At 66.3% G+C, this 18,220-nt stretch carries 15 protein-coding genes and 2 tRNA genes; 7 read left to right on the top strand and 10 right to left on the bottom strand.

The annotated features are described in order from the left end of the window. Window positions 1-633, top strand: a 633-nt coding sequence (locus tag ABQJ56_RS07740) for a transposase (RefSeq protein WP_367844421.1), incomplete at its 5' end; no start/stop codon positions are given. 30 nt (window positions 634-663) lie between these two features. On the opposite strand, the gene ABQJ56_RS07735 is transcribed toward ABQJ56_RS07740, so the two are convergent. The 3 genes from ABQJ56_RS07735 to uvrB form a co-directional block, all read right to left on the bottom strand. Next, window positions 664-1,113 (bottom strand): CopD family protein, encoded by a 450-nt coding sequence (locus tag ABQJ56_RS07735; RefSeq protein WP_367844420.1) that lies wholly within the window; start codon window positions 1,111-1,113, stop codon window positions 664-666. Window positions 1,114-1,175: 62 nt separating this feature from the next. Next, window positions 1,176-1,250, bottom strand: a tRNA-Val gene (locus ABQJ56_RS07730). A gap of 84 nt (window positions 1,251-1,334) precedes the next feature. Then, on the bottom strand, window positions 1,335-3,353 hold the full coding sequence (gene uvrB / locus ABQJ56_RS07725) for an excinuclease ABC subunit UvrB (protein ID WP_367844419.1): 2,019 nt from the start codon (window positions 3,351-3,353) through the stop codon (window positions 1,335-1,337). 122 nt (window positions 3,354-3,475) lie between these two features. On the opposite strand from uvrB, the gene ABQJ56_RS07720 reads away from it, so the two are divergent. After that, entirely contained in the window at window positions 3,476-4,063 is a 588-nt protein-coding gene (locus ABQJ56_RS07720) for a GspH/FimT family pseudopilin (RefSeq protein WP_367844418.1), read from the top strand. Window positions 4,064-4,127: 64 nt separating this feature from the next. On the opposite strand, the gene ABQJ56_RS07715 is transcribed toward ABQJ56_RS07720, so the two are convergent. From ABQJ56_RS07715 to grxD, 7 genes are all read right to left on the bottom strand, one after another. Then, a tRNA-Asn gene (locus ABQJ56_RS07715) sits at window positions 4,128-4,204 on the bottom strand. A gap of 68 nt (window positions 4,205-4,272) precedes the next feature. Then, window positions 4,273-5,673 carry a nucleotide 5'-monophosphate nucleosidase PpnN gene (gene ppnN, locus ABQJ56_RS07710; protein WP_367844417.1) on the bottom strand — a complete coding sequence of 467 codons (1,401 nt, stop codon included), beginning with the start codon at window positions 5,671-5,673 and terminating at the stop codon, window positions 4,273-4,275. Between the two features lie 201 nt (window positions 5,674-5,874). Further along, entirely contained in the window at window positions 5,875-9,165 is a 3,291-nt protein-coding gene (locus ABQJ56_RS07705) for a TonB-dependent receptor (RefSeq protein WP_367844416.1), read from the bottom strand. 318 nt (window positions 9,166-9,483) lie between these two features. Beyond that, window positions 9,484-11,991: a TonB-dependent receptor gene (locus ABQJ56_RS07700; protein WP_367844415.1), complete on the bottom strand. Its 2,508-nt coding sequence runs from the start codon at window positions 11,989-11,991 to the stop codon at window positions 9,484-9,486. Between the two features lie 536 nt (window positions 11,992-12,527). Next, window positions 12,528-13,127, bottom strand: a complete 600-nt coding sequence (locus ABQJ56_RS07695) for a YhgN family NAAT transporter (RefSeq protein ID WP_367844428.1) — start codon at window positions 13,125-13,127, stop codon at window positions 12,528-12,530. 44 nt (window positions 13,128-13,171) lie between these two features. Continuing rightward, on the bottom strand, window positions 13,172-13,942 hold the full coding sequence (locus ABQJ56_RS07690) for an SDR family NAD(P)-dependent oxidoreductase (RefSeq protein ID WP_367844414.1): 771 nt from the start codon (window positions 13,940-13,942) through the stop codon (window positions 13,172-13,174). Next, window positions 13,939-14,265, bottom strand: coding sequence for a Grx4 family monothiol glutaredoxin (grxD, locus tag ABQJ56_RS07685; RefSeq protein ID WP_367844413.1), 327 nt, complete (start codon window positions 14,263-14,265; stop codon window positions 13,939-13,941). Before grxD ends, ABQJ56_RS07690 begins: the two co-directional genes overlap by 4 nt. Window positions 14,266-14,375: 110 nt before the next feature. On the opposite strand from grxD, the gene sodB reads away from it, so the two are divergent. The 5 genes from sodB (at window position 14,376) to ABQJ56_RS07660 (ending at window position 18,217) form a co-directional block, all read left to right on the top strand. Next, window positions 14,376-14,954, top strand: coding sequence for a superoxide dismutase [Fe] (sodB, locus tag ABQJ56_RS07680; protein ID WP_367844412.1), 579 nt, complete (start codon window positions 14,376-14,378; stop codon window positions 14,952-14,954). A 125-nt stretch (window positions 14,955-15,079) separates the two neighbouring features. Then, complete coding sequence (pyrH, locus tag ABQJ56_RS07675) at window positions 15,080-15,799, top strand: UMP kinase (RefSeq protein WP_367844411.1); 720 nt, start codon at window positions 15,080-15,082, stop codon at window positions 15,797-15,799. A gap of 61 nt (window positions 15,800-15,860) precedes the next feature. Further along, complete coding sequence (gene frr, locus ABQJ56_RS07670) at window positions 15,861-16,418, top strand: ribosome recycling factor (protein WP_367844410.1); 558 nt, start codon at window positions 15,861-15,863, stop codon at window positions 16,416-16,418. A 239-nt stretch (window positions 16,419-16,657) separates the two neighbouring features. Continuing rightward, on the top strand, window positions 16,658-17,395 hold the full coding sequence (gene uppS, locus ABQJ56_RS07665; RefSeq protein WP_367844409.1) for a polyprenyl diphosphate synthase: 738 nt from the start codon (window positions 16,658-16,660) through the stop codon (window positions 17,393-17,395). Between the two features lie 6 nt (window positions 17,396-17,401). Continuing rightward, window positions 17,402-18,217, top strand: coding sequence for a phosphatidate cytidylyltransferase (locus ABQJ56_RS07660; protein WP_367844408.1), 816 nt, complete (start codon window positions 17,402-17,404; stop codon window positions 18,215-18,217). Window positions 18,218-18,220: the final 3 nt, after the last annotated feature.

The raw sequence follows: 18,220 nt of genomic DNA, 5'->3' as shown, positions 1-18,220 counted from the left end.
ATGCTGGCCCGCATGGCCGAGCTGGTACAGGCGCCCAGCACCGCGTTGGAGCCCGAACGTGAGGCGCTGCGCGACCTGGTTCAGCGTCGCGAGCAGCTCATCCAGCAACGCGACGACGAGCGTCGCCGCCTGCACCAGGCCCGCCTGCCGGCGGTGCGCGATGACCTCATCGAGCACATCGGCCACTTGCGCCAACGCATCCGCCGCATCGACCAGGCCATCGTCCAGGCCCAGCGCCAGCTCGATGACGACCTGAGCCAGCGCTTGCGGGCCATCGACGGCATCGGCGAGGTCACCACCGCCAGCGTGCTGGCCTACTTGCCGGAACTGGGCCGGCTGGATCGTCGCCAGATCGCGGCCCTGGCCGGACTGGCACCCTACAACGTGGACAGTGGCCAGCACTCCGGCAAACGCCGCATCCGCGGCGGCAGGGCACCCATTCGCCGCGTGCTGTACATGGCGAGTGGGTCGGTGATCCGCACCCAGCCCGACTTCAAGGCGCGCTACACGTCCTTACGCCAGAGGGGCAAGTGCGCCAAGGTCGCCATCACCGCCTGCATGCGCGTCCTCCTCACCCGCCTCAACGCCATGGCCCGTGACCGCACCGAATGGAGAGTGCCCAACCCGGGGTGAAGACAGTTGCTCCTACGGCAGGCGCGTTGTTCAGAACGGCTTGGCCAGCACCAGGAAGATCACGCCCAGCAGCAGCAGCACCGGCAGCTCGTTGAGCCAGCGCAAGGTCTTCGACGACGGCAGCGCGCCACCTTGCTCGCAGCGCCTGATCATCCGCCCGGCCCAAACGAAATACGCCAGCAGCACGGCCACCAGGGTCAGCTTGGCGTCGATCCAGTGCATGCCTGCGGTCACGTTCGGCAGCCTGGATGGAAACAGCCGCCACCCCTGCCACAGCGTCAGCCCGAACAGGAAGGCCATGCCGAACATGTTGTGGCCGAACTTGTACAGCCGCCGCCCCATCAGCAGCAGCCGTGCCTGCACCGCCGGCTCGTCGCCAGCCTCGGCGAGGTTCACCAGGATGCGCGGCAGGTAGAACACCGTGGCCATCCAGGCGATCACGAACAGCACGTGGAAGCTCTTGACCCACAGATAGACCATTGCTCCGCTCCAGCCGGAAAAAGAAACGGCGCGAACCGAGGTTCGCGCCGTCGCATGGTATCTGGTGGGCGGTACAAGGATCGAACTTGTGACCCCTACCATGTCAAGGTAGTGCTCTACCGCTGAGCTAACCGCCCGATTCGCGTGGCGGCAGGCCGCGCGAGCCGCGCAGTATAGGCGACTCCCTGGCCATCCACAAGCTCGGCCGGCCGGAGGCCTGGTCAGCGCAGCGCCTGCTCGCGGAGCTGGTGAATCTGGTCGCGCAGCTTCGCCGCATCCTCGAATTCCAGGTTCTGGGCATGCTTGTACATCTGCGCTTCCAGCTTCCTGATCGTGGCGGCGGCCTTGGCCGGATCCATGGCCTCGTAACTGGCCGCCATCTCGGCCACCGCACGCTGCCGGCCCTTGCTGCCGCGCCCGCGTGCCGGTGTTTCGCTGCGCGCACCTTCCATGATGTCGGCGATGCGCCGCTGCACTGTCTTCGGGGTGATGCCGTGCGCCTCGTTGTAGACCAGCTGCTTCTCGCGGCGGCGACCGGTCTCGTCCATCGCCGCCCGCATCGAGCGGGTGACCTCGTCGGCGTAGAGGATGGCCTTGCCGCGCACGTTGCGGGCGGCGCGGCCGATGGTCTGGATCAGCGAGCCGGTGGAGCGCAGGAAGCCCTCCTTGTCGGCGTCGAGCACGGCCACCAGCGACACCTCGGGCATGTCCAGACCCTCGCGCAGCAGGTTGATGCCCACCAGCACGTCGAACTCGCCCAGGCGCAGGTCGCGGATGATCTCGCTGCGCTCCACCGTCTCGATGTCCGAATGCAGGTAGCGCACCTTCACGCCGTGCTCGGACAGGTACTCGGTGAGGTTCTCGGCCATGCGCTTGGTCAGCGTGGTGACCAGCACGCGGTCGCCCATGGCGATGCGCTTGTTGGCCTCGCCCAGCAGGTCGTCGACCTGGGTGCGCACCGGACGCACCTCCACCTCGGGATCGACCAGGCCGGTGGGACGCACCACCAGTTCCACGATGGCGTCGCCGGACTTCTGCAGCTCGTACTCGCGCGGCGTGGCGGAGACGTAGATCGCCCGCGGCACCCGCGCCTCCCACTCCTCGAAGCGCAGCGGACGGTTGTCCAGCGCGGACGGCAGGCGGAAGCCGAATTCCACCAGGGTCTCCTTGCGCGAACGGTCGCCCTTGTACATGGCACCGATCTGCGGCACGGTGACATGCGATTCGTCCACCACCAAGAGGCCATCGGCAGGCAGGTAGTCGAACAGCGTCGGCGGCGGCTCGCCCGGCGCGCGCCGGGAAAGATGGCGCGAGTAGTTCTCGATGCCCTGGCAGTAGCCCACCTCGGCCATCATCTCCACGTCGTAGCGGGTGCGCTGATCCAGCCGCTGCGCCTCGACCAGCTTGTTGTCGCGGTAGAGCACCTCCAGCCGGTCCTTCAGCTCGTCCTTGATGGTGTCGATCGCGTTGAGCACGCTCTCGCGCGTGGAAGCGTAATGCGTGCGCGGGTAGACCGTGTAGCGCGGCACCTTGCGGATGGTCTCGCCGGTGAGCGGGTCGAACAACGCCAGGTTCTCCACCTCACCGTCGAACAGCTCGATGCGCAGCGCCTCGGTTTCCGATTCGGCGGGGAACACGTCGATGACCTCGCCGCGCACGCGGTAGGTGCCGCGGCGCAGCTCCATCTCGTTGCGGGTGTACTGCAGTTCGGTGAGCTGGCGGATCAGCTGGCGCTGCTCGATACGTTCGCCCTTGGCCAGGATCAGGCGCAACGAGAGATAGTCCTCGGGATTGCCCAGGCCGTAGATCGCCGACACCGTGGCGACGATGATCGCGTCGCGGCGCGACAGCAACGCCTTGGTCGCGGCCAGCCGCATCTGCTCGATGTGCTCGTTGATCGAGGCGTCCTTCTCGATGTAGGTGTCCGAGGCCGCCACGTAGGCCTCGGGCTGGTAGTAGTCGTAATAGCTGACAAAGTACTCCACCGCGTTGTGCGGGAAGAATTCGCGGAATTCGCCGTACAACTGCGCCGCCAGCGTCTTGTTCGGCGCCATCACGATGGTGGGCCGCTGCACCTGCTGGATCACGTTGGCGATGGTGTAGGTCTTGCCCGAGCCGGTGACGCCCAGCAGGGTCTGCGCGGCGAGCCCTGCCTCGAAACCCTCGCCGAGACGGCGGATCGCCTCGGGCTGGTCGCCGGCGGGCTGGTAGGGCGCAACGAGTTCGAAGCAATCGGTCATGGCGGACGATATGCGGGCGGATACCCGCATATTAAATCGCCGCTGCTGACAGCGCCTGTCAGCAGAAACCGACGCCGTGGCCATCCATCCGACGGCTGGCCGCGCGAACGCAGCTTCCTAGCATGACCCTCCCGCCCATGCAGGAGCGCGTCATGGCGATGCGAGAGGCTTGCGGCTTCCGTGGAAGGCAAGCCGGCGTCACCCTGATCGAGCAGATCATGGTGGTGGCGGTCCTCGGCGTGCTAGCTGCGATCGCCGTACCTGCACTGGCACGGCTGTTCCAGCGCAACCAGGTGCAACTGGCACAGACGGAGTTCATCGCCGCCCTGCAGCACGCACGCGGTACCGCCGTGGTCAGCGGCAAGCCCACCCTGTTCTGCCCCAGCCACGACGGCCGGAGCTGCAGCAACGACACGCGCTGGGAAACCGGCTGGCTGATCGGCCATGACACGGCCCGCAAGGGCCAGCCGGACGCGGCTCCATTGCGCAGCCGGGCCGGCTACACCGGCATCGTCGTCCTCGGCGACAGTGGGCACCGGCTGGTGCGCTTCCAGAGCGACGGCAGCGCCAGCGGCATGACCAACACCTGGCGCTTCTGTCACCGCGGCCAGCCTGACCAAGTTCTGGTAGTGGTGATCGCGAACTCCGGCCGCGTTCGCGGCGCCAAGGCCAGCGCCGAGCAGGCCGCCAGTTGTGCCGCGGCGCAGTGAGCGCGGTTTTGCGGGGTGCGGGCATGCAAAAAGGCCGGCATCGCTGCCGGCCTTTTCATCTGTCTGGCGCCCGAAGTTGGACTCGAACCAACGACCCCCTGATTAACAGTCAAGTGCTCTAACCAGCTGAGCTATTCGGGCGGGAGCTGCGTAGTTTGTCGACCGGATGGTGGGCTGTCAAGCCATCGGGCCGCCTTCCGCGCCGGCCATCAGCCGGTGACCACGCGGTAGCACGGCACGTAGGCCGCGCCACCGGGCAGCTTCATGCGGTGCTGCTCGACGAAGGCCTGCAGCAGCTTGTCCAGTGCCTGCATGATGTCGCGGTCGCCGTCGATGTCGAACGGGCCATTCTGCTCGATCGCCTGCACGCCCTCCTCCTTCACGTTGCCGGCCACAATGCCGGAGAACGCGCGACGCAGGTCCGCCGCCAATTCGTGCAGCGGCCGGCCATGACGGATCTGCAAGCCGCGCATCGCCTCGTGGGTAGGGCGGAACGGGATCTGGAATTCCAGCGGGATGCGCAGCGCCCAGTTGAAGAAGAACGCATCCTTGGTGTCCAGCCGGTTGTTGCGCACCTTGTCGATGCCCTTGGCCATCGCCTTCGCCACCGCGGCCGGATCATCCACGATGATCTGGTAATGCGCAGCCACCGTGTCGCCCAGCGCGAGCCGCAGGAAACGATCGATCTGCTCGAAGTACGCGGCCGACTGCCTCGGCCCGGTAAGGATCAGCGGGAACGGCGTACCCGCGTTGTCCGGGTGCAGCAGGAGGCCGAGCATGTAGAGGATTTCCTCCGCCGTGCCCACGCCGCCGGGGAACACGATGATGCCGTGGCCCATGCGCACGAAGGCTTCGAGGCGCTTCTCGATGTCCGGCATGATGACCAGCTGGTTGACGATCGGGTTCGGCGACTCGGCCGCGATGATGCCCGGCTCGGTGATGCCGATGTAGCGGTTGTTGCGACGCCGCTGCTTGGCGTGCGCGATGGTGGCGCCCTTCATCGGCCCCTTCATCGCACCGGGGCCGCAGCCGGTGCAGATGTCCATGCCGCGCAGGCCGAGCTGGTAGCCCACCGCCTTGGTGTAGTCGTACTCCTCGCGCGAGATCGAGTGGCCGCCCCAGCACACCACCAGGTTCGGGTCGATGAAAGGCTTGAGGATGCGTGCGTTGCGCAGGATCTCGAACACCACCTGGGTCAGCGCGTCGGACGGTTCGAGGTCGCTGCCGATCTGCTCCAGCTGGGTGGACACGTAGACGATGTCGCGCACCACCGCCACCAGCAGCTCGTTGATGCCGCGGATGATCTGGCCGTCCACGAAGGCCTGCGCCGGCGCCTTGGTCAACTCGATCTTGATGCCGCGGTCCTGCTGCAGCACCTGGATGTCGAAGTCCGGATACTGCTCGAGGATCGCCCGCGGATCGTCGCTGATCGCGCCCGAGGTCAACACCGCCAGCGCGCAGCGGCGCAGCAGGCCGTGCAGGCCCGAATCGCTGGCGCCGCGCAGGCGCGCCACCTCGTGGCGGGAAAGGATGTCCAGGCCACCGGCGGGCGAGATGCGCGCGCTCACCGTGGCATTGCGGCCGGCAGCGCCGGCACCTGCATCGTTCATCGGTATCTCCATGCCACTGTCCCGCGGGCACATGCCCGCACGGATGCGGCGACCTCGAAGCTTCCCGCCTCGATTGCACGCGGTCAAGACAAAACGGCAGGATTGCCGTTCTGCATGCCCGCAGGGCGCTCACAAGATCTGCACCATAAAAAACCGGCGCCCTCGCGGGCGCCGGCCAGATGAATCGCTAGCGATGGCACCTCAGAACTTGTACTTCACGGTCAGCAGGATCGACCAGCGCTGGGCCAGGTCGTCGTTGTTGTTGATGTACACGGGGATCGGCTGCGGGCTGTAATGGCCGTCCTGGATGTAGTTGGTGCAAGTCTTCGCGCCACCGCAGCTGATGTCGTAGATGTACTTGCCGGTGGCCTTGTCGTAGCCGTAGAAGTCCGCCAGGGCACGGCCGCCCGGGAAACCCACCCGCTTCTCCACGCCCCAGTTCTTGTTGAGCATGTTGCCGAAGTTGTAGAGGTCCAGGCGCACCACACCCTTGTTGCCCTTGAAGATGCCGGGAATCTCCTGGCTGAAGCTCAGGTCCAGCTGGTTGATCCAGCCGGCGCGGGCGCCGTTGCGCTTGGCGATGCTTCCTGCATGGTCACGCAGGTACTGGTTGCCCTGGATGTAGTCGAAGAATTCCTTCTGCAACTGGGCATCCAGCGCGGTGCTGCCGGTGGAGCGGAACTCCACCTGGCCCGGCTTCGGGATGAACACCAGGTCGTTGACGAAGCTGTCGCCATTGGCGTCGTTGCCGAACGTCCAGCTGTACGGCGAGGCCGAGTGGCCGTCGTAGAACGCGCTGAACGTGGTGGCGTAGTCACCGAAGAAACGATGCTGCCAGGTCAGCGAGGCGATTGCGCGCCACGGCACCGAGTAGTTCGAGGTGCTGGCCACGTTCTCGCTGGGATTGGTGAGGAAGTTGTAGCGGTAGTTGGACAGCGCCACGCTGGAAGTGCCCGGGTTCACCTCGGTGGAACGCCCCCAGGCGAGGCCGGCCATCGCCATCCAGCCGTCCGCGAAGGGCTTCTTCAGCGCCAGGGTCAGGCTGTCGGCCTTGCCCTTGCTGCTGTTCGCGAGGTTGATGTTCGCATTGGAGAACGCCGGGTTGGCGTTGTAGGTCACCGTCTGGTTCTTCGCCTTGGGATCAAGGTCCGGGAACCGGTAGAAGCTCAGGCGGCCGTCAGGCAGCACGCCGGTTGGGGCGCCGGTGTTGATGTTCTGGAACCAGATCGCGTCGCGCTGCTTGATGTGCTGGTAGTCCGCGGTGGCGATCAGGCCCCACCACGGCAGTTCCTTGTCGAAGCCCAGCGTGAACTTCCACGCGCTGGGGATGCGGAAGCCCGGCGAGATGGTGTTCACCGTCATCTGGCCGGTGCCGGGGGTGCCGTCGTGTTGGGCATTCGGGTCGGGGCTGAACGCCGGCAGGTTGGTCTGGCAACCCTTCTGGGTCGGGCCGCAGTTGAACTGGGTCTGGGTCATGCCGGAATTGGAGAAGATATTGCCCAGCCACACGCCCGGCGGGTTCGACACGAACAGGCCCGCACCGCCGCGCAGCTGGGTCATGCGCTCGGTGTCGAAGCTGTAGTTGAACGACATGCGCGGCTGCACCACGCGGTTGCCGTTGATCGTGGTCTGGTTGCTGCGGCCGAACGCGGCGGCGAAGGCCGGGTTGTAGATCGGCCGGTCGGTCATCAGCGGAATGTCGACGCGCACGCCGTACTGCACCGACAGGTTGTTGTTGACCTGCCAGGTATCCTGCAGGAACACGCCCCACTGGTTCAGGTTGTAGGCGGCGGCGGTATCGGCCAGCGACAGGCCGTCGGCGGGGCGGTTGTAGCGGTACTGGTAGTACAGGCCCTGGGCGAACGCATCGAGCCCGTTGCCCGGGCCACCGGTCAGGTTCTCGAAGATGTAGCTGCCGTACAGGTTCTGCAGGAACAGGTTGTAGTACTCGCCGCGCTCGAAATCGACGCCGCCCTTCACGGTGTGGTCGCCCAGGAACAGCGTGCCGGCCCAGGCCGCGTTCCAGGTCTTCACCTTCAGCACGTTGGCCTGGCTGGAGTATTCGGTGCCGAACTCCACGTTCGGGCCGCCGAAGGTTGCCGGGTAGACGGTGACGTCGGGCATCGCCACGCCGTTGTAGGGACCGCGGTTCTGCGTGAAGTTGCGGTACGACACGGTGGTGTCGGTGGAGAACACGTCCGACCAGTCGTCGTAGAAGTGCAGCGCGTAGCTCTTGTTGTCGACCTTGGTGGTGTACCAGCCGCTGGACAGCCGCAGGTTGGTCGGGCTGCCGGTGATGATCGGCTTGGTTTCCTTGGTCTCGCTGAAGGTGAAGCTGGCGCGGTGGTTGTTGCTGATGTTCCAGTCGATCTTGCCGAGGTAGCGCTTGTCCTGCAGGTTGGAGTTGCCGCCGCCCACGCTGCCGAGGTCGGTCATGCCGTATTTCTGCGCGGCGATCTGGCGGATCTGGTCGACCTGGGCCGAGGTCAGGCCGGCGATCGGCTGCGCGGCACCGGAATCGGCCGGCCCGTACGGGCTGCCCGCCGCCACCTGGGTGCTCTTCTCCAGCGAGGCGAAGAAGAACAGCTTGTCCTTGATGATCGGGCCGCCGACGGTGGCGCCACCGGTCCACTGGCGCGAGAAGCCGGCGTACTTCGCGTCCTGCTGGTTGTTGCCGATCATGCTGTCGTTCTGGAACGCGTAGTACACCGAGCCGTGGAACTCGTTGGTGCCGCTCTTGGTCACCGCGTTCACCGCCGCGCCGAGGCCGCGGCGGTTCGCCACGTCGTAGTTCGCGGTGGAGATGTTGTATTCGGCGATGGTGTCCTGCGAGATCGGCGTGCCCAGCGTGGGCAGGCCGTTCGCGTTGAGGCCGAACGGATCGTTCGCGCTCATCGAGTCGACGGTGATGTTGTTGTAGCGGCTGTTCTGGCCCACCGCGGAGATCTCGCCGCGCTCGCGGTCGGTGATCACCACGCGCGGGTCCATGCGCACGATGTTCTGGATCGAACGATCCGGCGCCGGCACGGCTTCCAGCTCGCGCTGCGAGATGTTGGTGGAGATGCCCTTGTTGTCCGGCGTGAAGGTCTGCGCCAGCGCGCTGGCCGACACGGTGACCGCGCCCAGTTCCTTCGCCTCCCTGGCCTGCTCCGCCCCCATGGTCAGGTTGACCGCGGTGTCCTGCGCCAGCTGCAGGTAGACGTTCCTCCGCTCGGATTGGGCCAGGCCGGCCTTGGACGCGGTGACGTCGAAGGGGCCGCCCACGCGCAGGCCCTGCGCTGCATAACGGCCGCTGGCGTCGGTGGCGATGATCTTGGTGGTGCCCGAGGGCTCGTGCACGATCTGCACGGTGGCGCCGGCGACTGGCTGGCCGCTGGCGTCGAGTACGCGGCCGCTGATCGAGGACGAGGTGTCCTGGGCGAGAATCGGCGTGGAGACCAGCAGCGCGCCGATGGTCATCGGCAGCAATTTTGCGCGAAGAGTGCTTTTCATCGAGACATCGACCCCATGGTGGTGATTCGCAAAAAATAACGAAATCAGGGCAACAAGCGGATCACTCGCCTCGCGGAGTTGTGCCGCAAGGCAATAATTTTCTTGTGTTTCCCTGTGAATAACGATACGAACCGGACTTTGATCACGCCGGTCGCAGCACAAAGTTACGTGAAGAATATTGCAATTTCGTAACTATTTGCCAGTATCGCAGCCAGTTGCGGCGGCGCCACGGGATTGCCGGCCACAAAAAAGCCGGCCCCCGAAGGGGCCGGCCAAGGCAGCCCACGCTGTGTCAGCCGTGGGCGGTGAACACGACGATCAGTTGATCGAGACGCCGAAGGTGATCATGTAGGTGCGGTCCTGCAGGATCGAGTAGGTCGCCGGCGAGGCATACAGCTTGGTGCCGTTGACGTCGTACTCGCTGCCTGCGCTCGAGGCCAGGAACGGACTGCTGGACGCCCAGGTGAAGGCCCGGTGGTCGGTCAGGTTGAACACGTTGAACTTGATGAAGGGCTTGGTGAAGTCGGCCGAGAAATCGGGCAGGTGGTAGCCCGCACTCAGGTTGAACATGGTGTAGCCGCCCACCTGCTCGGTATTCGACCAGTCGCCCCATACCGCACCGCGGTACTTCGCGCTCAGGCTGGCCCACAGCGGCCCCTGCTTGTAGCCGAGGCGCAGGTAGGCCGCATTGCGCGGCGTGTTGGTCAGGGTCTTGCCGCTGGTGTAGTAGATGCCGTCGCCACCCGTGTTCACGTCGCTCTGCTGGCGGGCCACGGTGTACGTGTACGAGCCGTACAGCGTGAACTGCCGGTTCAGCCTGATGCTGGCCTCGCCGTTCAGGCCGCGCATGTGCACGCTGGGCAGGTTGGTATACACGGTCTGGCCGCTGTTTTCGTCGTAGCCGCTGACCTGCTTGTTGTGGAAGTTGGCGGCATAGGCGTCGATGCTGGCCGACACGCGCGTGGTGTAGAAGCGCCAGCCCAGGTCGGCGCTGGTCGCGGTTTCCGGCTTGTTCACCGCGCTGAAGCTGTAACCCGGGTCCGGGTGGGCCGCATTGAGGTCGTCCGCCGCACCGTTCTGCGCCAACGCGCCGTTGACCGGCGTGCGGAACGTCCTGCCCACGCCGAAGTAGAACTGGTTCTCGTCGTTCGCCTGGAACTTCACGCCGGCCGTCGGCGACCAATCGTGGTAGGTCGCTTCGAACGGGCCACCGAACTGCTGCTTGTAGTACGGACCGTAGTCGGCACCCGGGTATTCGAAGTCGTAGCCCTGGCGCTTGGCCCAGATGTAGGCCAGACCCGCGGTGACCGTCCACTTGTCGCTGGGCGTCCACGTGTTGGTCGCGAAGGCCTTTTCGGTGGTCGTGGTCGTGTATTCGCCGTAGGCCTTCTGGATGTCGCCGTCCGGGTAGCGGATCACGTCCGTCTGGCCCCAGATATCCGACGGGGTGCCGGTGGCCGGGTCGACCAGCGAGAACACCTCGTCCTGCTGCTCGCGCGGACGCTCCCACCACACGCCGTAGACCAGGGTGTCGTTGCTGCCGATGTCCTGGCTCAACTTGGCGATGACGCCCGGACGATAGGTGAAGTTCTGGCTGAGCGAATAGACCAGTCCCTTGCTGCCGTTCTTGATCATGCCGTCGCCATTGAGGTCGGCATTCACGTCCAGATACTCATTGTCGCTGTAGGTGCTTTCGTAGCCGGTCGTCGCGCCACTGCCACCACCGCTGCCGTACTGGAAGTAGGGCACCACGGACAGGTGCAGGCTGTCGCTCAGCGTGAATTCGCCGTCGGCGCTGGCCATCCAGCTGGTGTACGGGTTGACGTGCAACTTGTAGTAGCAGGCGTTGTAGCTGACGTTGGGGCCGCAGGAACTGGTGCTGGTCGACCCCAGATTCTCCGGCGTGGTCCAGACATTGGAATAGTTGTACTCGTAGTCCCGCGCCGCCTGCTGCTTGGTCGGATGCATGTAGCTGTTCTTCACTTCCCGGTTGTACTGCAGCGAGAAGGAAATCGAGTTGCGGTCGTCGATGGTCCACAGCAGCTTGCCATCGACCTTGGTCACCTTCTGCTTGCCGGGGCCGTCCCAGATGCTGGCTTCGTTGTTCGAGTACGAAACCCAGGAGCGCACCGGGCCCATGTCGCCGGTGTTCAGGCGCACGAAGGTGCGGTGATAACTGTTGCTGCCGAAGGTCTGGCTCAGATCGACCCCGCCCGTGTGCGACGGGTCGATGGTTGCCCAGCCGATGGAGCCGCCGGCCGCGCCCGAGATCGGCTGATCGACGTCCGGCCAGCCCTGCTGCACGGTGATGTCGCCCATGTTCTCGGCATCGCCGTATTCGGTGGCGTAGACGCGGTAGTTGCCGCTGTCGTTGATCGGTGCGCCGTTGACGGTGGTGCCGACCTCATCGCTGGTGAAACCGCGGATGGAGTAGTCGCCGTCGTTCAACCCGGTGTAGTCGTCGGTGGACGTGAACACGCCCGGGATGCTCTCGATCGCCTGCGCGAAGGTGCCGCCGGGCGCGCCCTGCTGGATCGCCTCGCGGGTGATGGTCGACACCGCCTTGGGCGCGTCCTGCTCGGACATCAGGCCGCCGCCGAGCGCGGGGGCCGTCGCCGTCACCTGGACGGCCTGCAGCTCGCGCGCGCGCTTGGTGGCGACTGCCGACACCTTGGATGTGCTCGACACGCTCGACTGGCCGCCACCGCCCTGCTGGGCCGTGCCCTGCGCGGACTGGTTGTTGCCGGTCGTGTCTTGCGCCAGCGCCATTGACGACGCCAGGCCAAGGGACAATGCAATCGACGCGTACAGATAAGCTCGTTTCATGGATGGATTCCGTCTCGCAAGTTCAGGCAATGGAATGAATGGTCGCGTGGCCACGGTCAATCAGGCCTGCGCGCGGCCGTCGAAAGGCGGGTTCCCATCCGGCCCCGTGCCGGAAACCCTTCGGACAAACCACGACGCCCGCTGACGTGGCCATCCGGCAGGACTCGCCGCAACACGCGAAAATCGCAAATTCTGGCGAAAAGCCAACACGACACCGAAAGAAAAAACGACAAGCTCGGGCACAAAAAAAGCTCGACTGGGTGGTCGAGCGCGACAACACTGGTTTTCGAGTTTTTATGCAAATCGCTTGGACGAACGAAGCAACCTCCGCTGTAGGATCGCGCCCATTATTCGGGCCGCACCTTACAACAATTTTACATTACTTCCAGCCAAGGGGAATTGCCGGATATCCAATACCCGTCGGCACGCTTCCGCCCGCATCAGCGCCAAGGGACATGCGGCGAATACCGCGAGTGGAGACGACGCGGGCAAGCCCGGAAGAGACCGTCAGGCGGGCCTGCAGACGGGCGACCTGCTCAGAGTTGCAGGTGCAGGAACGCGGCCACGCCCGCCATGAACATCTGTACCGACAGCGCGATCAGCAGCATGCCCATCACGCGCTCCAGTGCGGTCAGCACGCTCTCCCCCAGCCAGCGGAACAGGTAGGTGGAGCACAGCAGGATCACCGCGGTGGCCAGCCAGGCGCCGACCAGCGCGATCGCCCAGTCGGCGGTGCGTCCCGGCTGGGTGTTGGTGAGCAGCAGCAACGCGGCCATCGCCGAGGGCCCGGCCACGCCGGGGATCGCCATCGGCACGATGAAGGGCTCGCCGCCGCCGGACTTGCCGAAGATGCCACCACCATCCGCCGGCGGGAACACCATGCGGATGCCGATCAGGAACAGCACGATGCCGCCGGCGATGCTGATCGAGTCGGACTTCAGCTGCAGCAGGTTCAGCAGCCCCTGCCCGCCTATCAGGAAGCCCAGCAGCACGCCCAGCGCGATCAGCAATTCGCGCACCATCACGCGGCGGCGGCGCTTCGGCGGCACGTCCTTGAGCAGGCTGAGGAAGATCGGGATGTTGCCCAGCGGGTCCATGATCAGGAACAGCATGATTCCCGCCGCCAGCGTGGTCATCTGCGTTTCCATTCAGCGCGCCCCCGTTCGACGATGCCCGTTCGTCATGCCGTTTCCCGCAGATCGAGCGCATGGCCACGCACCGACGCGGCCTGCGCGCCGAGCAGCCAGACCATGGCTTGCGCCGTCGCATCCGGCAACGGGTGCTGCATGGTGTCCTCGCCGAAGTACGCCTGCCGGCGCAGCCGGGTGCGCATCGGCGCGGGCAGCAGCGCGTGCACGCGCAGCGGACTCTCGTCGGTCTCCTCGTGCAGGATCGCGGCGAAGCGCTCCAGCGCCGCCTTCGAGGCGCCATACGCGCCCCAGTGCGCGCGCGCCAGCCGCGCCGGATCGTCCAGCACGAACACCACCGCGCTGTCAGCCGCCTCCTGCAGCAGCGGCAGGCAGGCCTGGGTCAGGGCGAACGGCGCGTTGACGTTGACGTGCATCGCACGCAGCCAGTCGTCGGGCTTGTGCATGGCGAGCGGCGTGAGCCCGGCGAAGCTGGCCGCGCAGTGCGCAATGCCGTCGAGCCGGCCGAAATCGTGGCGCAGGCCGTCGGCCAGTGCGGCGTACTCGCGCGGCGTGGCGGTTTCCATGTCCAGCGGATGGATCACCGGCTCGGCCAGGCCCTCGGCCAGCATCGCGTCGTACAGCTGTTCCAGCTGGCGCTTGCGCTTGCCGCTGACCACCACGGTGGCGCCGGCGCGTGCTGCAGCGCGCGCCACCGCACCGCCCAGGCCGCCGTAGGCGCCGGTGACCAGCACCACGCGACCGGCCAGCGTGTCGCTTGCGGGCATCCAGTCCGCGGGAAGACGCGCCGTCGGCAGCGTCATTCCTGCGCTGCCCCGGTCACGTCGCCGGCCATGCGCGCCAGCTCGCCGGAAGCCTGCAGGTCCACCACGATGTCGCAGCCGCCGATCAGCTCGCCCTCGATGAACAGCTGCGGGAAGGTCGGCCAGTTCGCGTAGTGCGGCAGGGCCGCGCGGATCTCCGGATCAGCCAGCACGTTCACCGCATGGAACGGCGCGCCGGCCTGCTGCAGCGCCTGTGCGGCGCGGCTGGAAAAGCCGCACATCGGAAACTCCGGCGTGCCCTTCATGAAGAGCACGATCGGGTGCGCGGCGAGCAGCGACTTGATTCGCTCGTTTACGTCCATGGCTGGATGCTTCATCTTTACAATGCAGGCGAACCGGTATTGTATCAGCCGTTCATCGGCAACCGATGCCGCCACGCCCTCTTCCCCCAGCCACCCTCAAGGAGCCACTCATGGCGATCGAACTTCCCCCGCTGCCCTACGAAAAGAACGCGCTCGAACCGCACATCTCCGCCGAGACGCTGGAGTACCACTACGGCAAGCACCACCAGGCCTACGTGACCAACCTCAACAAGCTGATCGAGGGCACCGAATTTGCGGACGCGGCACTGGAAGACATCATCCGGAAGTCGTCCGGCGGCGTGTTCAACAACGCCGCGCAGATCTGGAACCATACCTTCTACTGGAATTCGCTGAGCCCGAAGGGCGGCAACGAGCCCGCCGGCAAGCTGGCCGACGCGATCACCAAGGCGTTCGGCTCGTTCGAGAAGTTCAAGGAGGAGTTCACCAAGTCCGCCGCCGGCAACTTCGGTTCGGGCTGGACCTGGCTGGTGCAGCGCCCGGACGGCGCGCTGGGCATCGTCAACACCTCCAACGCGGCCACCCCGATCACCGGCAGCGACAAGCCGCTGCTCACCGTGGACGTGTGGGAACACGCCTACTACATCGACTACCGCAACGCCCGCCCGAAGTACCTGGAGGCGTTCTGGAACCTGGTGAACTGGAAGTTCGCGGCGAAGAACCTCGCCTGAGCCTTCCCGGTGCCGGAACGAAAGGCGGGGCCATCGCGGCCCCGCCTTTTCCGTATCCGCGCTCGCCGCAGGTAGCTGCAATCGCTACAATGCGCCGGTTTGCGCCACCACAATCCGGAGACCCTATGAGCGACCAGCCCCAGTACCGCCGCATCCTGCTCAAGCTCTCCGGCGAGGCGCTGATGGGCGCGGCCGACTACGGCATCGACCCGAAGGTGATCGGCCGGCTGGCCGACGAGATCATCGAGGTGCGCAAGGCCGGCGTGGAAGTCGGCGTGGTGATCGGCGGCGGCAACATCTTCCGCGGCGAAGGCCTGGCGGCGTCCGGCATGGACCGCGTCACCGGCGACCACATGGGCATGCTGGCCACCGTGATGAATGCGCTCGCGATGGCCGACGCGATCGAGAAGCGCGGCGGTTACGCCCGCGTGATGAGCGCGATCCAGATCCATGACGTGGCCGAGGACTTCATCCGCCGCCGCGCGATCCGCCACATCGAGAAGGGCCGCATCGCGCTGTTCGCGGCCGGCACCGGCAACCCGTTCTTCACCACCGACTCGGCCGCCGCCCTGCGCGCGGTGGAGATCGGCGCCGACCTGCTGCTCAAGGCCACCAAGGTCGACGGCGTGTACACCGCCGACCCCGCCCGCCACCCGGACGCCACGCGCTACGACCAGCTCACCTACGACGAGGTGATCCAGCGCAACCTCAAGGTGATGGACACCGCCGCGATCGCGCTGTGCCGCGACCACAACACGCCGCTGCGCATCTACGACATGACCGTGCCGGGCAACCTGCTGCGCATCATGCGCGGCGAACCGGTGGGCACCCTGGTCCGCAACTGAACCGGCCCCGCGATGCGCGCTGCTATACTCGCCGGCTAGCCAGATCCACCGGGACACGCCCATGATCAACGACATCAAGACCGATGCCCAGACCCGCATGGGCAAGAGCATCGACGCGCTCAGGCACGAGCTCACCCGCCTGCGCACCGGCCGCGCCAGCACCGCGCTGGTGGACGGCATCAAGGTGCCTGCCTACGGCTCGGAGATGCCGCTGAACCAGGTGGCCTCGGTCGCGCTGGGCGACGCCCGCTCCATCATCATCACTCCGTTCGACAAGAGCCTGGTCGGCCCGGTCGAGAAGGCCATCCTGGCCTCGGACATCGGCATCACGCCCACCACCGCCGGCACCGTGATCCGCCTCAACATGCCGCCGCTCACCGAGGAACGCCGCCGCGAGCTGGCCAGGCACGTGTCGCACGAGGGCGAGAACGCGAAGATCGCGATCCGCAACGTGCGCCGCGACGCGATCCAGAAGGTGAAGGACCTGCTCAAGGACAAGCAGATCAGCGAGGACGAGGAGCGCCGCGCCGACGACGAGATCCAGAAGCTCACCGACCGCTTCGTGAAGGACGTGGACGGCGTGGTGAAGGCCAAGGAAGACGAGCTGATGTCCATGTAGTTAGGTGCCGCGGCAAAACCGGAGCGCCCGCGCCACCTCGACGCTCGCAACGGCAAACCCGCAGGCACCACGTGTTTCCCTCTCCCCGCCGGGGAGGGGGCAAAGGGAGAGAGGACACGTTGCGACAACCTCGCAACCAGGCTCGCGTCCATGCAACCCCGCCGCGAGCGCCCGCCCCTCATCCGCCCCTATGGGGTGCCTTCTCCCCGGCGGGGAGAAGGAAACCGATGCCTCCGACCATGACCACTTCCTCCGCCATCCCACGCCACATCGCCATCGTGATGGACGGCAACGGCCGCTGGGCGAAAGCGCGCCGCCGGCCGCGCAGCTTCGGCCACAACGCCGGCCGCAAGGCGGTGCGCGAGGTGGTGGAGTGCTGCTTGCGCGAGGGTGTCGAGGCACTCACCCTGTTCGCCTTCTCCAGCGAGAACTGGCAACGTCCCGAGGAGGAAGTCGGCGCGCTGATGACGCTGTTCCTGCGCGCGCTGGACAAGGAAACCGGCGAACTGCATGCCCAGGGCGTGCGCCTGCGCTTCGTGGGCGACCTCACCGCCTTCGACGCGCCACTGCGCGAGCGGATGCAGGCCGCGATGGCACAGACCACCGGCAACCGCAAGCTGCATCTCAATGTGGCCGTGAACTACGGCGGCCGCTGGGACATCGTGCAGGCGGCGCGACAGGCCGCCGCCGCCGTCGCGCGCGGCGAGCTGCGTGCCGAAGCGATCGACGAGGCCGCGCTGGGCGACCGGATGTGCCTGGCCGAGCTGCCGCCGCTGGACCTGTTCATCCGCACCGGCGGCGAATGCCGGCTCAGCAACTTCCTGCTGTGGCAGGCGGCCTATGCCGAACTGCATTTCACCGATACCCTGTGGCCGGACTTCGACCAGGCCAGCCTGCACCGGGCGATCGAGGAATACGGCCGGCGCGAACGCCGCTACGGCCGCACCGGCGACCAGCTCGCCACGGACAAGGGGTAAGAAGCCTTGCTGCGCCAACGCGTATTCACCGCCCTGCTGCTCGCGCCGCTGGCGATAGCCATGATCCTGCTGTTGCCCACGCCGTGGTTCGCCCTGGTGATCGCCGTGGTGTTCCTGGGTGCGCTGGAGGAATGGACCCATCTCGCCGGCGTGCAGAAGCCGGCCACGCGCATGGCCTTGCTCGTGCCGGCCGCCGTGTCGTTTGCCCTGCTGTGGCTTGTACACGGCCGCGCGTCGACGCTGCTGCTGGCGTTGGGCGTGGCCTGGTGGCTGGCAGCTTGCCTGTGGCTTCGTCATTTCGCCTTCGGCGCTGCGCCGACTCCGGAAAACCGCGCCCTGAAACTCGCGGCCGGTGCCTGCGTGGTATTCCCTGCGTGGGTTGCACCGGTCGTCCTGCACAGGCGCGAGCCGCACGGCCACTGGTGGGTGCTGCTGGCGCTGCTCATCGTGTGGGCAGCCGATATCGGCGCGTATTTCAGTGGGCGCAGCTTCGGCAAGCGCAAGCTGGCGCCGCAGATCAGCCCGGGCAAGACCTGGGCGGGTGCGTACGGCGCGATGGTTGCCGGCGTGCTGGTCGCCCTGGCCGGCGGCTGGCTGCTCGACCTGCGCGGCATGGCGCTGCTCGGCCTCGGCGCATTGGCCGCGGTCACCGTGGCCATCTCCATCGTGGGCGACCTGTTGGAAAGCCTGATGAAACGCCATGCCGGCATCAAGGATTCGGGCAGCATCTTCCCCGGCCATGGCGGCCTGCTGGACCGGCTGGACAGCGTGTTCGCGGCACTGCCGGTGTTTGCGCTGGGCATGCAATTGCTGGGGTTGTGAGAT

The organism is Rhodanobacter geophilus, from assembly GCF_040812275.1.
Taxonomy (GTDB): Bacteria; Pseudomonadota; Gammaproteobacteria; order Xanthomonadales; family Rhodanobacteraceae; genus Rhodanobacter_A; species Rhodanobacter_A geophilus.
Note: the sequence above shows the minus strand (reverse complement) of the source record. Positions and strands in the feature narration are given on the sequence as shown.